General features: G+C 55.6%; 12 protein-coding genes. 3 read left to right on the forward strand and 9 right to left on the reverse strand.

The features are described 5' to 3' along the window. The first annotated feature begins 107 nt into the window (after positions 1-107). Positions 108-506 carry a c-type cytochrome gene (locus tag ACXAIA_RS09340; RefSeq protein WP_475349079.1) on the forward strand — a complete coding sequence of 133 codons (399 nt, stop codon included), beginning with the start codon at positions 108-110 and terminating at the stop codon, positions 504-506. Between the two features lie 99 nt (positions 507-605). Here ACXAIA_RS09340 and ACXAIA_RS09345 read toward each other — a convergent pair whose 3' ends face one another. Further along, a complete protein-coding gene (locus ACXAIA_RS09345) occupies positions 606-1346 on the reverse strand; it encodes a DUF6969 family protein (protein ID WP_475349080.1) in 741 nt (246 codons plus the stop codon). Between the two features lie 187 nt (positions 1347-1533). After that, a complete protein-coding gene (locus ACXAIA_RS09350) occupies positions 1534-2406 on the reverse strand; it encodes a formylglycine-generating enzyme family protein (RefSeq protein ID WP_475349081.1) in 873 nt (290 codons plus the stop codon). A gap of 326 nt (positions 2407-2732) precedes the next feature. On the opposite strand from ACXAIA_RS09350, the gene ACXAIA_RS09355 reads away from it, so the two are divergent. Then, entirely contained in the window at positions 2733-3053 is a 321-nt protein-coding gene (locus ACXAIA_RS09355) for a hypothetical protein (RefSeq protein WP_475349082.1), read from the forward strand. Positions 3054-3137: 84 nt separating this feature from the next. Here ACXAIA_RS09355 and ACXAIA_RS09360 read toward each other — a convergent pair whose 3' ends face one another. The 6 genes from ACXAIA_RS09360 to ACXAIA_RS09385 form a co-directional block, all read right to left on the reverse strand. Next, positions 3138-3566 (reverse strand): universal stress protein, encoded by a 429-nt coding sequence (locus tag ACXAIA_RS09360; RefSeq protein ID WP_475349083.1) that lies wholly within the window; start codon positions 3564-3566, stop codon positions 3138-3140. Positions 3567-3580: 14 nt separating this feature from the next. Then, positions 3581-6184, reverse strand: a complete 2604-nt coding sequence (locus ACXAIA_RS09365) for a TRAP transporter permease (RefSeq protein ID WP_475349084.1) — start codon at positions 6182-6184, stop codon at positions 3581-3583. Between the two features lie 198 nt (positions 6185-6382). Then, positions 6383-7360, reverse strand: coding sequence for a TAXI family TRAP transporter solute-binding subunit (locus tag ACXAIA_RS09370; RefSeq protein WP_475349085.1), 978 nt, complete (start codon positions 7358-7360; stop codon positions 6383-6385). Positions 7361-7566: 206 nt separating this feature from the next. Further along, the gene (locus ACXAIA_RS09375) at positions 7567-8397 is read right to left on the reverse strand and encodes a beta-keto acid cleavage family enzyme (protein WP_475349086.1); all 831 of its coding nucleotides are present in this window, start codon (positions 8395-8397) and stop codon (positions 7567-7569) included. Continuing rightward, positions 8397-9785 (reverse strand): aspartate aminotransferase family protein, encoded by a 1389-nt coding sequence (locus tag ACXAIA_RS09380; RefSeq protein WP_475349087.1) that lies wholly within the window; start codon positions 9783-9785, stop codon positions 8397-8399. The genes ACXAIA_RS09375 and ACXAIA_RS09380 overlap by 1 nt, the downstream gene beginning before the upstream one ends. Positions 9786-9807: 22 nt before the next feature. Beyond that, positions 9808-10683: a MurR/RpiR family transcriptional regulator gene (locus tag ACXAIA_RS09385; protein ID WP_475349088.1), complete on the reverse strand. Its 876-nt coding sequence runs from the start codon at positions 10681-10683 to the stop codon at positions 9808-9810. Between the two features lie 278 nt (positions 10684-10961). Between ACXAIA_RS09385 and ACXAIA_RS09390 the strand changes: the two genes are divergently transcribed. After that, the gene (locus ACXAIA_RS09390) at positions 10962-12041 is read left to right on the forward strand and encodes a response regulator (RefSeq protein WP_475349089.1); all 1080 of its coding nucleotides are present in this window, start codon (positions 10962-10964) and stop codon (positions 12039-12041) included. Here ACXAIA_RS09390 and asnB read toward each other — a convergent pair. Then, on the reverse strand, positions 12009-13868 hold the full coding sequence (gene asnB, locus ACXAIA_RS09395; protein WP_475349090.1) for an asparagine synthase (glutamine-hydrolyzing): 1860 nt from the start codon (positions 13866-13868) through the stop codon (positions 12009-12011). The genes ACXAIA_RS09390 and asnB overlap by 33 nt on opposite strands. Positions 13869-13873: the final 5 nt, after the last annotated feature.

Genomic DNA, 13873 nt, shown 5'->3' on the forward strand with positions numbered 1-13873 from the left:
CATGCATGCAAAACTGCCGCCTTGACCTTGCGGTTACCACAGATGCGCCAGAACGCGGTGCATTATCCCGGCCATCGGGACCATCTAAATAAGAGAGAGGCTCCATAATGACGTTCTCGCGCAAACTGGTTCTCGTTGCCAGCTCCCTCGTTTTCCTGTCGGCGGCACCTGCGGTTGCCGGTGATGCGGCAAAGGGTGAAAAACTTTTCAAACGCTGCGCTGCCTGCCACAGCCTTGATGCCGGTGTAAACAAGGTCGGCCCGAGCCTTGCGGGTGCATTCGGTCGTGAATGCGGCGCGGCTGAAGGTTTCAAATACGGTCGTGGCTATCAGGCCGCTTGCGAAAAAGGCTTTGTCGCCGATGAAGCATTCCTGACCGATTATCTGAAGGATCCGTCCGCAAAGCTGAGCGAAATTGCCGGTTCCAAGCAGCGTTCCAAAATGGCCTTCAAACTCAAAAAAGAGTCCGATATCGCGGACATCATCGAGTTCCTGAAAACCCAGTAAATTCTGTTTTCCTGTGAAAACGCAAAATGGCCGGAGCATATCGCCCCGGCCATTTTTTTTGCAGATCATGATCCGCACAGCCCGATAAAACCAGGAACGTCAGGCCGCCTCGCGCCGGCGCAGAAGTTCCTCGCCAACAGAGCGCATCTGTTCGACCGTCGCCACGTCAAGGGTCGAGGTCACTTCAAGCTCACGGTCCTCATAGACATCCCGGTCCGGATGTTTGTCCATCCAGTCCGCCACAGCCTGATCACGTTCACGGATCAGCTGTTCAATTTGCGGACGGAACAGCACCATCATGCCCGAAACCCAGCGGTTGACCGGCCAAGATGGCTGGGCGTGATCAATGACAAAGCCATCAAGCATGCCAATAACGTCTTCGGCCTCATACCAGACTTCACCGGTCACCCAGCGGTTGGTCGTAAACAGGCGCTGACAGAAACCGAACTCATCCATCGAAAACGCAATCAGATGCGAAAGGGCATCATTCGGGCCCTCAGGATAGTCAAATCCGTCAATTTCTTTGGGCTTGCAGCCATCGGGCATGCCACGCGGGCGCATGAATGTGTGGAAATGGCCGTGTTCGTCCCAGTCCCGGCGCTCTTCCTTGGGATGGGCGTGGTAATAGAATTGTGCGTGGGACTGGCGGTCATAGACATCGCCCTGAGGGTAATGCGTCCATTCGTAAAACGTCCCACCGCCCTTGATCAACTCGCCCACGATGTTATCGCCCGTGGCGGTCAGGACCCGGTGGCATTCCATGACGTCACGTCCGGCTGCCAACATTTTTTCGAGTTGGTCTGTCGGGATCGACGCCAAATCAAGTGTATCTTCAGTCATATCTTCACCAACATCGTTGCGATCCACCCATCATTCTGCATGGACAGATTAAGGTGGTTTTTCCCTGATCGCGCCAATGAACCCCTATCAACAGTTAGTGATTTCAAGGAGCTTTGCAACAAACTTTGGGGCGTCGCACAAAACTGGTGTATGCGACCGGTAACAGATAAGGGGGGCGGCCACAGACCTATTGGTCGCGCATGACCCGAAAACCGATCAGGATGTGCTTGAGAAATTCCGGGCGACCATGTCGGGCTGCCGGGCGACAAACGCCACACCCCCGGTCATCCCATGACCCGCCTTTGACGATGCGATAGCCCGGCTGGGATGATGAAGATGTCCATTCAAACACCTGCCCGACCCCGTCATACAGGCCATAGGGGCCTTCTTCGAACTGACCAACCGGAACGGTATCAAACGGCCCCTTATCGGCACTGTTCAAGCGGGTTGCGTCAAATATGTTGCCCCACGGATAAAACGTCCCGTCCGGCCCACGCGTAGCTTTCTCCCAATATAATTCATCGGGCAGACGCCAGTTATCACCGGTCTTCTCGCTAAGCCAGGTGGCATAGGCATTGGCATCCTGCCAGGACACCAGAACCACAGGGTGATTACCCCGTCCACGCGGAGGATTGCCATTGTTCCACAAGAACGGCAAGACGGTATCGTAATTATAGATCAGACCCTGGCGTTCCCAGTCTTCCTGATTGATATCTGGTGCCGGGTGGCCGGTTTCTTCAATGAAGGCGGCATACTGGGCGTTGGTGACGGGCGTTTTACCCATATCGTAGGCCAGCAAATGAACGCGCCATTTATCGGCTTCGAGATCATACCATCTGTTGCGACGGCTGATGTCATGGCCATGGACCTGTTCATCGATTTCATAGGCATACTGGCGTTCAATAGAATCGGATCCCTGCCAGAACCAGCCGGACGGGATACGAACCGTGTCCGGGATTCCGTTACCGGCAGCCTGTCCATCGGAGACTCCTGCGAGGCCAACAACACATGCGACAGCGCAGAATTTCCAGATATCTGCGATACAGTCCCCGACTCTCATACAAACTTCCGTCCTGATCGGTGATGCGTCTCACGCTTTCTTCAAGCGGACCTGCATTTTCACCCGTCCTTTTCCCTGAGCACAAAATGAGGAAATTTCATCGCACTTTCAATCGCTTTGACCATTACACGACAGTATTTTTGACATTCTCTTTATGAAACAGGCTGTTAGTTCGGCCGCCACCACCGGTCGTGTGAACACGGTGGACTCACATAACAGTGAAACCATGTGACGCCGCACCAGGGAAGAATTGGACCATAGTGCCTCCACCGACGGGCGATGGAACGCCCCGGCTTAATCTTACCGGACCTACAGAGAGGCACGACATGAACAAGAAATCCCTGACTTTCACCCAAAAGGCACTGATCCCGGCAATGGCGATTGGCACCAGCCTTGCCATGGCAACCCCGATGGCGATGGCAGCCCCGCTTCCGACGCCGGCTGCGGAAGTTGCCAGCTGCGCGCCGTGCAACCCGTGCGCAGCTAATCCGTGTGCCGCCAATCCTTGTGCGGCAAACCCGTGTGCTGCCAAGAAAGTTAATCCCTGCAACCCGTGTGCTGCGAACCCCTGTGCGGCAAACCCGTGCGCAGCAGCCAACCCTTGTGCGGCCAATCCGTGTGCCGCCAACCCGTGCGCGGCAAACTGATCATTTGATCCGTTCCAACGCAAACGGGGGCGATGCCATGGCATCGCCCCCGTTCTTGTTTTCAGGCCAATTGGCACTCAAACCCTAGTCGCGTACGACCATGACCGAACATTCCGCATGGCGCACAACGCGCGCTGCGTTCGGGCCCAAAAGATAGTCTTTGAGTTCCGGGCGATGCGACCCGATGACAATCAGGTCGCAATTAGTTTTCTTGGCCATCTGCAAGATGACCTCGTAAACCGTTCCCTGGCCGACGATGTGCTGCACCTTGATGTCTGAGGGAATATGCTCGGACACAAATTCATGCAGGCGCTCGTTATAGGCTTCTAGAATCTTGGTTTCATAGCCCTTCGGGAAGAACTGACCGACCATCGACATCCCGACTGTGGGCACCACGGTCAGAACATGCAAACGCGCGCCAAAGCTTTGCGCCTGCTTGATTGCCACCGGTATGGCCTTCTTCCAGGAAGACTCATGATCAAGATCTACTGTGACCAGAATATCCTTGTACATGTTCACGCTCCCTGTCAGGCCGTACCAAGCGCGTCTTCACTGCGCTTGCGTCGGCGTTGAAGAACAATGATCCCGCCCAGCAGCAGGAAGGCCGGAATAAAGAAGACCTCCTTGGCCGGACGATCTGCCTCGACCTTGACCGCGGTGATTTCAAAGTCGAAATCAAGACCGGCTTTTTCGGCCGGGCCGGCAAAGACCAGATCATCGATATAGATACGACCATCTTCGTCACGAATGCCGATACCGGCATGATACAGGCGATCCTCACCCGATCCGGCTGGCCCCAAAGGCAGCATCACGGATTTGGAAACTTCATCACCCTCGATGCTAATCCCTTCAACATCCAGAAGGATGCTCGATTCCGGGGGCATGTTGGCGGCATCCTCGACAATCGTTGTCGCCGGCAGGTTTTCATAAGGCGGCGCAATCATGTCGAGCCAGAAGCCCGGACGGAACAGGGTGAAGGCGATCAACAGCAATGCCACACTTTCCCACAGCTTGGACCGGGCAAAGAAATACCCTTGCGTTGCTGCGGCAAAGACCAGCATGGCGATTGTCGAAACCATCACCACGACCACCACATCCACCGGATGATCCAGACCAATCATCAGAAGCTGGGTGTTAAACAGGAACAGGAACGGCAGAACCGCTGTGCGCATCGAATAGAAGAATGCGACCAGCCCCGTCTTCATCGGATCAGACCCCGAAACGGCCGCTGCGGCAAAGGATGCCAAACCAACCGGTGGCGTCACATCGGCCATGATGCCGAAATAGAAGACGAACAGGTGAACCGCGATCAGCGGCACAATCAGCCCGTTCGCAGCCCCCAGCTCGACAATCACCGGCGCCATCAGGCTTGAAACCACGATGTAGTTCGCCGTTGTCGGAAGCCCCATGCCAAGGATCAGGCTGATAATGGCCGTAAAGATCAGGATCAGCATCAGATTGCCGCCCGAAATCAGTTCGACGAACTCAACCATCACCTGACCGATCCCGGTCAGTGAAACCGTGCCGACAATGATCCCGGCAGCAGCCGTTGCGACACCGATACCGATCATGTTGCGCGCACCGGTGGCAAAGCCGTCAATGACGTCGATGACACCAAGTTTCAGGTCATTGGCAAAATCGGGTTTCTTGCGGAAGAAGCCCTTGGCGGCATGCTGAGTCAGCATGATGAAGATCATCAGAACCGTCGCCCAGAATGCCGAAAGCCCCGGTGATTTCAGCTCGATCATCAGGAACCAGACCAGAACCACGACCGGCAGCAGATAATGCAGGCCCGCCTTGGCGGTTTCACCCAATGCCGGCAGTTCAACAACTGGCTGGTTGGGGTCATCCATTTCAAGATCAGGATATTTGGCCGCGTAATAAAGACCGGCCAGATAAATCACCGCACATTCTGCCGCGACGATCCAGCCAACACCGTCACCAAACAGGCCTTTCTGGAAGACGATGGCGTAATAGACGATACCCGACAGAACCACGAGCGACAGCACAAACAGAAGTGATCTGATCAAGGTCTGACCAAGGGTTGAGGTCACACGTTTCGGCAGGCCCTGCATGTTCGCCTTAAGCGCCTCAAGGTGAACGATGTAAATCAGCGCGATATAGGAAATCGTTGCTGGCAGGAAGGCATGCTTGATGACTTCCGGATACGGGATGCCGACATATTCCACCATCAGGAACGCCGCAGCCCCCATGACCGGCGGCATGATCTGACCATTGACCGAGGATGCGACTTCGACCGCCCCGGCCTTTTCACCGGGGAAGCCAACGCGCTTCATCAGCGGAATGGTAAAGGTACCCGTCGTCACAACGTTGGCAATCGAGGAGCCGGAAATAAGACCGGTCATCGCCGAGGACAGAACGGCGGCCTTTGCCGGGCCACCGCGCATGTGACCAAGGGCAGCAAACGCCACCTTGATGAAATAGTTGCCTGCACCGGCTTTGTCGAGAAGCGAGCCAAACAGGACAAACAGGAACACAAAGCTTGTCGAAACGCCAAGCGCGATCCCAAATACGCCCTCTGTCGTGATCCACTGATGCGACATCGCCTTGGAGAAGCTTGCACCACTCCATTGCAGAACGTCCGGCACCCAGGCGGCATTGCCAAAGAAGACGTAAGCCAGGAACACCATGGCAACGATCATCAAGGGCGGGCCAAGGGCACGACGGGTTGCTTCAAGCAACATGACAAGGCCAACACCGGCCGCAACAAGGTCGGCCGTAATCGGCAGGCCCGGACGATCGGAAAGGTCGCGATAGAAAATGTAAATATAGGCCGCACAGAACGCACCAACCGCGGCCAGCACCCAATCCATGATCGGGATATAGCTGCGCGGGGAGTTTTTGAAGGCCGGATAGGCCATGAAGGCCAGGAAAATCGCAAATGCGAGATGGATCGACCGTGCTTCGGTCGAGTTCAAAACGCCAAAATTAAAGATAAACGGCAATGGCGACGCAAGCCATAGCTGGAAAAGTGACCACGCAACGGCAAGCCACAACAATATTTTCGCCGTCAAACCACTTGGCTGACGGGCCCCTGTATCATTTTCCGCAATCAGGTCCTGCAGCCCCTGATCGACGGACGGTTTTTCCGTTTTTTGATCGTCAGTCATCACAAACTCCCGGTCACTACGAAAGCCAATTGAACTGGTGGTCCAGAAACAAAAAGCCTCCGTCGACACACACCCGGTCCCCCACGGAGTACTCCAACACCTAAATCACGGTGTCATGTTTATTCAATTTTTGTGAGCAAACCCGTTGGGCGCAAAAGAAAAACGGAGGGCGAAAAACGCCCTCCGTCCCAAGGCTGATTACATCAGGCCTGCTTCTTTGTAGTACTGAGCTGCGCCGTCATGCAGCGGAGCCGACAGACCGTCCTTGATCATTTCTTCTTTCTTCAGGACAGAGAATGCCGGATGCAGTTTTTTGAAATCATCGAAGTTTTCAAAGACTGCTTTGACAACGTTGTAGACAACGTCTGCATCGGTGTTGGTCGAGGACACGAAGGTCGCGCCAACGCCGAAGGTTACGACGTCATCCGGGTTACCGCGATACATGCCACCCGGAATGGTGGCAGCACGGTAGTACGGGTTGTCAGCGATCAGCTTGTCGATGGCCGGGCCGGCAACTTCAACCAGAACCGAATCACAGGCAGTAGTTGCTTCCTGGATGGAACCGGACGGGTGACCAACGGTGTAGATCATTGCGTCGATCTTGTTGTCGCAAAGCGCCTGGGACTGCTCGGCCGGCTTGAGTTCGGATGCCAGCGAGAAGTCATCAAGGGTCCAGCCCTTGGCAGCCAGAACGATGTCCATGGTGCCGCGCTGACCCGAACCCGGGTTACCGATGTTCACGCGCTTGCCTTTGAGATCGTCAAAGGTCTTGATGCCGGCATCAGCACGGGCAACAACGGTGAACGGCTCCGGATGGACGGAGAATACGGCGCGCAGGTCTTCGAACGGACCCTGGTCTTCGAATTTCGAAGTACCGTTATAGGCATGGTACTGCCAGTCAGACTGGGCAACACCCATGTCCAGCTCGCCGGTACGAATGGTGTTGATGTTGTAGACCGAACCACCAGTGGATTCGACCGAGCAACGAATGCCGTGCTCTTTGCGATCCTTGTTGACCAGACGGCAGATTGCACCACCGGTCGGGTAGTACACACCGGTCACACCACCGGTACCGATGGTGATGAAACGGTTTTCCTGTGCCGATGCCTGACCGGCAAACAGCGAGGCGCCTGCGATTGCAGCGACTGCACCCGCTACAGCAATAAGTTTTTTCATAAGGATTCGCTCCCTTTATACACCCTGTTATAAGGCATTTCAGTGTTCGACATCGAACGACTGAATTACACGGAAACATCAGATAAATCAGATGTTTCGACGATGGGGATTATAGTGTCCGACATGGCGGAATAAAAGCCTATAACCCCGAAACCTCCTGACGAATTTACGTATTTTTGCGTATTAGCTGTTTCGTTTTGCCCCTCCTACCACACGGGTTGCATAATCTGGCGGGCTTGTTCGCCTGTGGCGATCTGCCGCCCCATCAAGATTGAACCGTCATGTGCCTGGGCAATCAGCTCAGCATTATTCGAAGCGGGCGAGCCGTCAACCCTAAGGTGATTGTTTTCAAATCCGATACGCGCATGCCCACCCAGCCCGGCACCGGTCAGAATGCAGGCATTTTCATAAGCGCCAAAGGCACATAGCATCCATTCCGAGACATACGGACTGGCACCAATAAACGGCAAAAGATCAGACGGCTGCGATACCTGCCCTTCGGTGTAACGCCCCAGCACAAACAAAACCGGGAACTTGTCACCGGGCAGCACCCCGATTTCGACAAGCTGGTTAAAGCGTGCGACGTCTTCGGGCGCATACAGGATCAATTGCGGCGCAACCTGTGCTTCGCGCATGAATTCGAAAAATGATTTCAACGCATTAAGGTCGGCATCATCAGGCGCAATTTCGCGCACGGCAATCGACACGGCCTCTGGCACGAGGTTTCTGATCATTTCCATCTGCTGCTGGGCGGTGTAAATGCCCACCGCCTCGGTCGTGACCTGCAACAGCATCTCATCGCCGACAGCGGATTTCACTTCAGCAAGCATTTCACGATACCGACCGACATCAAGGCTATGTTTCTGGTCATCATCGCGAACATGCAGGTGCATCATCGCGGCCCCTGCCGCCTTGCATTCCGCCGCCGTTTTGGCAACTTCGGCCGGGGTGATCGGAATATTTGGCCAATCAGCCTGTGTTTTGCGCGCCCCATTGGGGGCCGATGCGATCAGAAATGGCTTGTCACCATATGCCATTACACCAATCCCTCTGCCTTCAAGACATCATCAAGCGCACCGGCGAACAGATCGACGATCTTGGCGACATCAGTTTCATCGATGATAAAAGCCGGGGCGAACAGCACATGGTCGCCGCGCACGCCATCAATCGTGCCGCCCATCGGATAGGCCATCAGCCCACGGGCAAGGGCAGCCTTTTTGATCTTGGCATTGATTTTAAGGGCCGGGTCGAACGGATCCTTGGTTTCGCGATTTGCGACAAGCTCCACCCCGCGAAACAGACCGCGTCCACGAATATCGCCGACAAACGGATGCTGCCCCAACTTGGCCTGCAACGCGTCGACAAGGTTTTTCCCCTGTTTGACCACATTGGCCAGAAGGTTGCGTTCCTTGATGGCACGCTGGGTCGCAAGGGCGGCGGCACAGGCGGTTGCGTGCCCCTGATAGGTATGGCCGTGCTGGAAGAAACCAGATCCATTGGCGATGGCATCGTTGATTTTCCTGGAAACCAGAACCGCGCCAATCGGCTGATAACCGGCACCAAGCCCCTTGGCGATGGTTTGCAAATCGCCCGAAATGCCTTCTTGCTCAATCGCGTGCAGGGTGCCTGTGCGCCCCATGCCACACATGACTTCATCGAGGATCAACAACACGCCATATTGATCGCAAATCTCGCGCACGCGTTTGAAATAACCCGGCACCGGTGCCAGCGCCCCTGCCGTAGCCCCGACAACCGGTTCGGCAACGAATGCCGCAACGTTTTCGGAACCCAGTTCAAGGATCGCCGTTTCCAGTTCATTGGCAACGCGAAGGCCATAGGCCTCTGGCGTTTCATCCGCGCGCTGATCGCGATACTGGTAAACAGGTGCAATGTGGCTTGCCGTAATCAGAAGCGGTTCAAACTGTTTGCGCCGCCACATATTGCCCCCGACCGACAACGCGCCAAGCGTGTTGCCGTGATAGGACTGTCGACGCGCGATGACGTATTTGCGGTCCGGCTGTCCGATTTCGAGAAAATACTGACGCGCCATTTTAAGGGCGGCTTCCGTTGCCTCCGACCCGCCGGATACGAAATAGACCTTGTCGATGCCTTCGGGCGCTGATGCGACAAGTTGATCTGCCAGTTCTTCCATCGCATCGGATGAAAAGAACCCGGAATGGGCATAGGCGATCTGATCAATCTGGGCATGCATGGCCGCCCGGACATCCGGATCGGAATGCCCAAGACATGATACCGCCGCCCCCCCGCAGGCATCCAGATAACTCTTCCCGTTCTGATCAAAGATATAAATCCCCTCGCCCCGGACAGCGCGCGGCGGGGTGGATGTGCTCGTACGATGGAGCACGCGGGTTCCGGCATTGGGCGCCAGGTCAGAGGAATTGGCAGAGTTTGACACGTTGGTCATGTTCGGACGTTCCGTAAAATGCCTAGTCTTCAAGGTATGTATCGAAGACAGCGAGTTGTTCTTCTGCAACAGCGATCCGTTGCAGGGCCTTCGGGCCACCACGTGCAACCAGCAGGGCAACAAGGGCCTGCATGACCGACAGGGCGGCGGTAAAACTTTGGAAAAAGGACTGTGATGTATCGCGCACGACAAGTTTGCAAAGCGCATCCATCGCAATCGGCGACACATCGGAATCTGTTACGGCAATCACCGGACAATGCTGGGAGCGGGCGAATTCGACAGCCCGTACCGTGTCGCGGATATAGGGCTTCGCCCCGACAGCAATCAAAAGGTCACGTCGCCCGATGCCGCGCAGTTCATCGCCAAAGGTGCCGGAATGGCCATCGACCAGAACCCCATTGTCGCAAAACAGCCGATAGGCATAGGCAAACTGCGACGCCGACGGACTGGCCGCACCGCGCCCAACGATAAAGACCTGACGGGCATCTTCGATTGCCTCGCAGGCTTCGATCATCGCGGAAACGAGTTCGGGCGAAAAGGCAGCACTGATATTATCGATCTCGGTCCGGCAGATACTTTCAAGAAGATGCTCGTCCCGATTGGCATCATTTTCCGTGCGCTGGGTTTCCCGTGCGCGCTGCGCGTAGCTTGCTGGCTGATCAAGCAGACGGTTCTGATAATGGTCGCGAAATTCCTGCCAGGTTTTAACACCAATCGCACTCATCAGGCGGGTTACGGTACTTGGCGGCACGTTTGCGGCGCGCGCAAGGGCACGCATGGAACGCAGGGCAACGTCACTTGGATGATCAAGGATATAGCGCGCAGCCTTTTGCATTTGCGGACTGAGCTTGGCGTAGTCCGATATCAGCTTTTCACGCAAATCAGTTTGCACACCCATGACCCGGATACCCGTGAATTCCCAAGGAAGACATGATTACGACACAGGTCACGCCAACACTCAACAAATGTTTCAACACACCATCATATGAAACATATGTTTCGGACTTTTGTTTCATTCAGAGCGCCTGCGCATTTTGCGTGAGGTCGGAAAAACATGGACTTATTAGAAAAAACTGTAAAAATAGCGGGACTCACAGATGAAACTGAGGCGTTTCATACTGGAAACGCAAATATGCTTCTTGGTGGAGATCAAGACACCGAATCGGTGGATGCTTCATGGAAACGAAGATCATTGAATCCCTTAAACAAGCGCAGGCTGGCATTGCGCTTTTTGATGCTGACGAACGGATTGTCTTTGCCAATCCGGCGTGGGAACAATTGATTTCCGGCATTTCCGAAGAAGACCTGATTTTCAACGAAACCGAACTTGCTGACGGCGGCATGATTTCTGTCTGCTTTGTCAAACCACAGGTCCCGCACTCCGACCGCCCCGACCTGGCAAGCTCTGCCAACGATGCCAAAATCGGCACCGTGATCATTGCCGATGACAGCGAAAGCAACCGTATGGTCGCGCGGCGGATTCTGCAGGCCGAAGGATATGGCATTGTCGAGGCCAGCAACGGCCAGACCGTCTTGAATATGCTCAAACGCGGGGTGAATGCCGACCTGATCCTGATGGATGTCGAAATGCCCGATATGGACGGGCTGCATACGACCCGACGCATTCGCCACATGAATGGTCCGGTGTCACGCACGCCGATCATTGCGCTTTCGGCCCATCAAACGCGCGACTGGAATGTGATTGCCCGCCAATCGGGTGTTGATGATTTCATCAACAAACCCATTCAGCGACAAAAGCTGATTGAAACCATGCAGGAACTGATCATTCGGCGTGCGGGCACCAACGGCGATCCAAACGCCATTCAGAAACGCAGCAAGGGTGCCAGGATCGGCCGCCCGTCGCGTCCGGAATCCCTGACAAGCCCCGTTCTTGATGTCCGCATTCTTGAACAGCTTTATACCGATGCTGGCGATGAAGGGGCCGGGTGCGGGATCGAGATTTTCATCAATGAAACGGAATCCCGTCTGGTCAAGATCGACAAGGCCCTGTCAGAAGACGACATGACCACGGTGCGCAATGAAGTCCATGCGCTTAAAAGCACGTCAGGCACCTTTGGTCTCCGCCAGCTTTCCGAGCTGTGCGAAACCACCCAGTCGGTCTTTGAAGATGATGATCCCGATGAAAACCGCCTGCTATCGCTGTCACGCCAGGTGGTGCAACTGGCCCCGACGGCCCTGACCGCGCTCAACCTGTATCGTCGGTCACGCAATATCAGCAGCGCCCCACACGCCTGATTTCTCCAGATCCTGCCAAATCTGCCAAACCATCAGCGCCCAGACACCAAGCGCCATATCCAGATCATCGCCAGATACCGCGCGTTTCCAGTAAGCGGCTTTGACCGCGTGTGAGATCGCAACATCGGCAAAGACCACATCAAGAATAAGGCGTTCATCCCCCCACAGATATCGCGCAACGTTATCAAGCCACTTTGCCACCGGCGGATTAAACCCGATCTTGCGGTTCTGGATATGCCCTGCTGGCAGATAAGGCGCAATGGCCCGACGCCACAGTGTTTTGGCGCCATCGTCAAGGTGGTGCGATGCTGGAATTGACGCGGCAATGCGCACAACTTCATGCCCCAAAAGCGGTAGGCGATATTCCAGACCATGTGCCATCCCGCACCGATCCGACATCAGCAGCTGGTTACCGGGCAGGGTTACATCGCGATCGAAATCCATCATGGCACCAACCAGCCCCTCATTCAGCTCTGGCCGCACAGCCATCCGGGCATCGCATTCCGGAATGGCACATCGATTGTTCCAGACAGCAAAGGCATGCTCGGGGCCACCTGACGCCCCCGAAAGAAAGCGATGAACTTCCCTGTGTTTGCCAAGCCCCGGCAATTTTGCCATCAAGCGTCGCGCGGGCGTGGGCACGTGTCGCCAGTGTTTTTCGAAAACCTGAGCCGCCCGATAGCGCGGATAGCCGCCAAACCACTCATCCCCGCCATCGCCAGACAGGCAAACTTTGACATCCGCACTGACCGCCTTTGAAAGACACCGCATCAGAACAATCGACGGATTGGCAAAAGGCCCGCCGACACTGCGCAATCCGGCAACAAGTTCCTGATAGATTTCCTCGGGCCGTGTTGGGGCGGGAACGACATGCAACTCTTGTCCAAGATGCCGACACAGTTTTTGGGCAGCAGCCGTTTCGTTAATCGCGGGGTCATCAAACCCCATGACAAAAGCCATCGGTGGCTTTTGAGCGCGCTCGCGGGCGACATCTGACGCCAGTGCCGCAACCCCGACGCTGTCCAGCCCGCCTGAAACCAGACACCCGACCGGGCAATCTGCATCCATCGCATCGGCAACAGATTGTCGAACAACAGATAGCAATGCTTCGAGTCCGGCCACCCGCCCCGCCCCATTTGCTCGATCTGCAGGGTGGGCGATGCGTTCTTTTGAAACCCTACCCGCCTGCCACCGCAAGACCGTCCCGGGCGGAAGAAGTGTTACCCCCTTTATGCCCGTTTCCGGTGCGGGCACGAAAAGATGGGCGAGATATTTCGGCTTGATGGCCTCATCCGGCACAAGTTCCGCAATTGCAGAAACCGCCGCTATCTCAGAGGCAAAGGCAATGTCCCCGTCCCGGCAATCAAAGACATAAAGTGGTTTGATCCCCAACGGATCACGCGCCAACCACAGGCAAGCTTGCGTTGCGTCCCACAGGGCAAGCGCATATTGCCCGGACAGGGTTGAAAGCACGTGAGCGGGCTCATCCCCACGTCGGATTGCATCGGCCAGCAATTGCAGAACGAGTTCCGCCTCATTTCGGGTTTCAAATGCCGGTCCATCGCCGCATGCCGCCTGCATCCGGCGCCGATGCCCGGCAATATAGCCGTTAAAGACCAGAACAAATCGCCCGTCTGACGTAATCAACGGCTGGTTGGCCTGATCGCTAAGATCGGTTGTGGCAAGGCGGGTGCATCCAAGAACGATCTTTCCATCTGGATCAGACCAGCGGCCCGAACCATCCGGCCCACGATGGGCAAGGTTTTCGAGCATGGCATTGATGGCAGTCAGGTCGTCTGGTTGGATTATGCCCGCGATGCCACACATGGATG

It is taken from the genome of Thalassospira sp. ABL2_045 (assembly GCF_056161285.1).

Excerpts from the sequence above, each read along its gene's own strand:
- ACXAIA_RS09380 (WP_475349087.1), bottom strand. The coding sequence starts at position 9,785 with ATGACCAACGTGTCAAACTCTGCCAATTCCTCTGACCTGGCGCCCAAT.
- ACXAIA_RS09355 (WP_475349082.1), top strand. The coding sequence starts at position 2,733 with ATGAACAAGAAATCCCTGACTTTCACCCAAAAGGCACTGATCCCGGCA.
- ACXAIA_RS09345 (WP_475349080.1), bottom strand. The coding sequence starts at position 1,346 with ATGACTGAAGATACACTTGATTTGGCGTCGATCCCGACAGACCAACTC.
- asnB (WP_475349090.1), bottom strand. The coding sequence starts at position 13,868 with ATGTGTGGCATCGCGGGCATAATCCAACCAGACGACCTGACTGCCATC.
- ACXAIA_RS09360 (WP_475349083.1), bottom strand. The coding sequence starts at position 3,566 with ATGTACAAGGATATTCTGGTCACAGTAGATCTTGATCATGAGTCTTCC.
- ACXAIA_RS09340 (WP_475349079.1), top strand. The coding sequence starts at position 108 with ATGACGTTCTCGCGCAAACTGGTTCTCGTTGCCAGCTCCCTCGTTTTC.
- ACXAIA_RS09350 (WP_475349081.1), bottom strand. The coding sequence starts at position 2,406 with ATGAGAGTCGGGGACTGTATCGCAGATATCTGGAAATTCTGCGCTGTC.
- ACXAIA_RS09365 (WP_475349084.1), bottom strand. The coding sequence starts at position 6,184 with ATGACTGACGATCAAAAAACGGAAAAACCGTCCGTCGATCAGGGGCTG.
- ACXAIA_RS09385 (WP_475349088.1), bottom strand. The coding sequence starts at position 10,683 with ATGGGTGTGCAAACTGATTTGCGTGAAAAGCTGATATCGGACTACGCC.
- ACXAIA_RS09375 (WP_475349086.1), bottom strand. The coding sequence starts at position 8,397 with ATGGCATATGGTGACAAGCCATTTCTGATCGCATCGGCCCCCAATGGG.
- ACXAIA_RS09390 (WP_475349089.1), top strand. The coding sequence starts at position 10,962 with ATGGAAACGAAGATCATTGAATCCCTTAAACAAGCGCAGGCTGGCATT.
- ACXAIA_RS09370 (WP_475349085.1), bottom strand. The coding sequence starts at position 7,360 with ATGAAAAAACTTATTGCTGTAGCGGGTGCAGTCGCTGCAATCGCAGGC.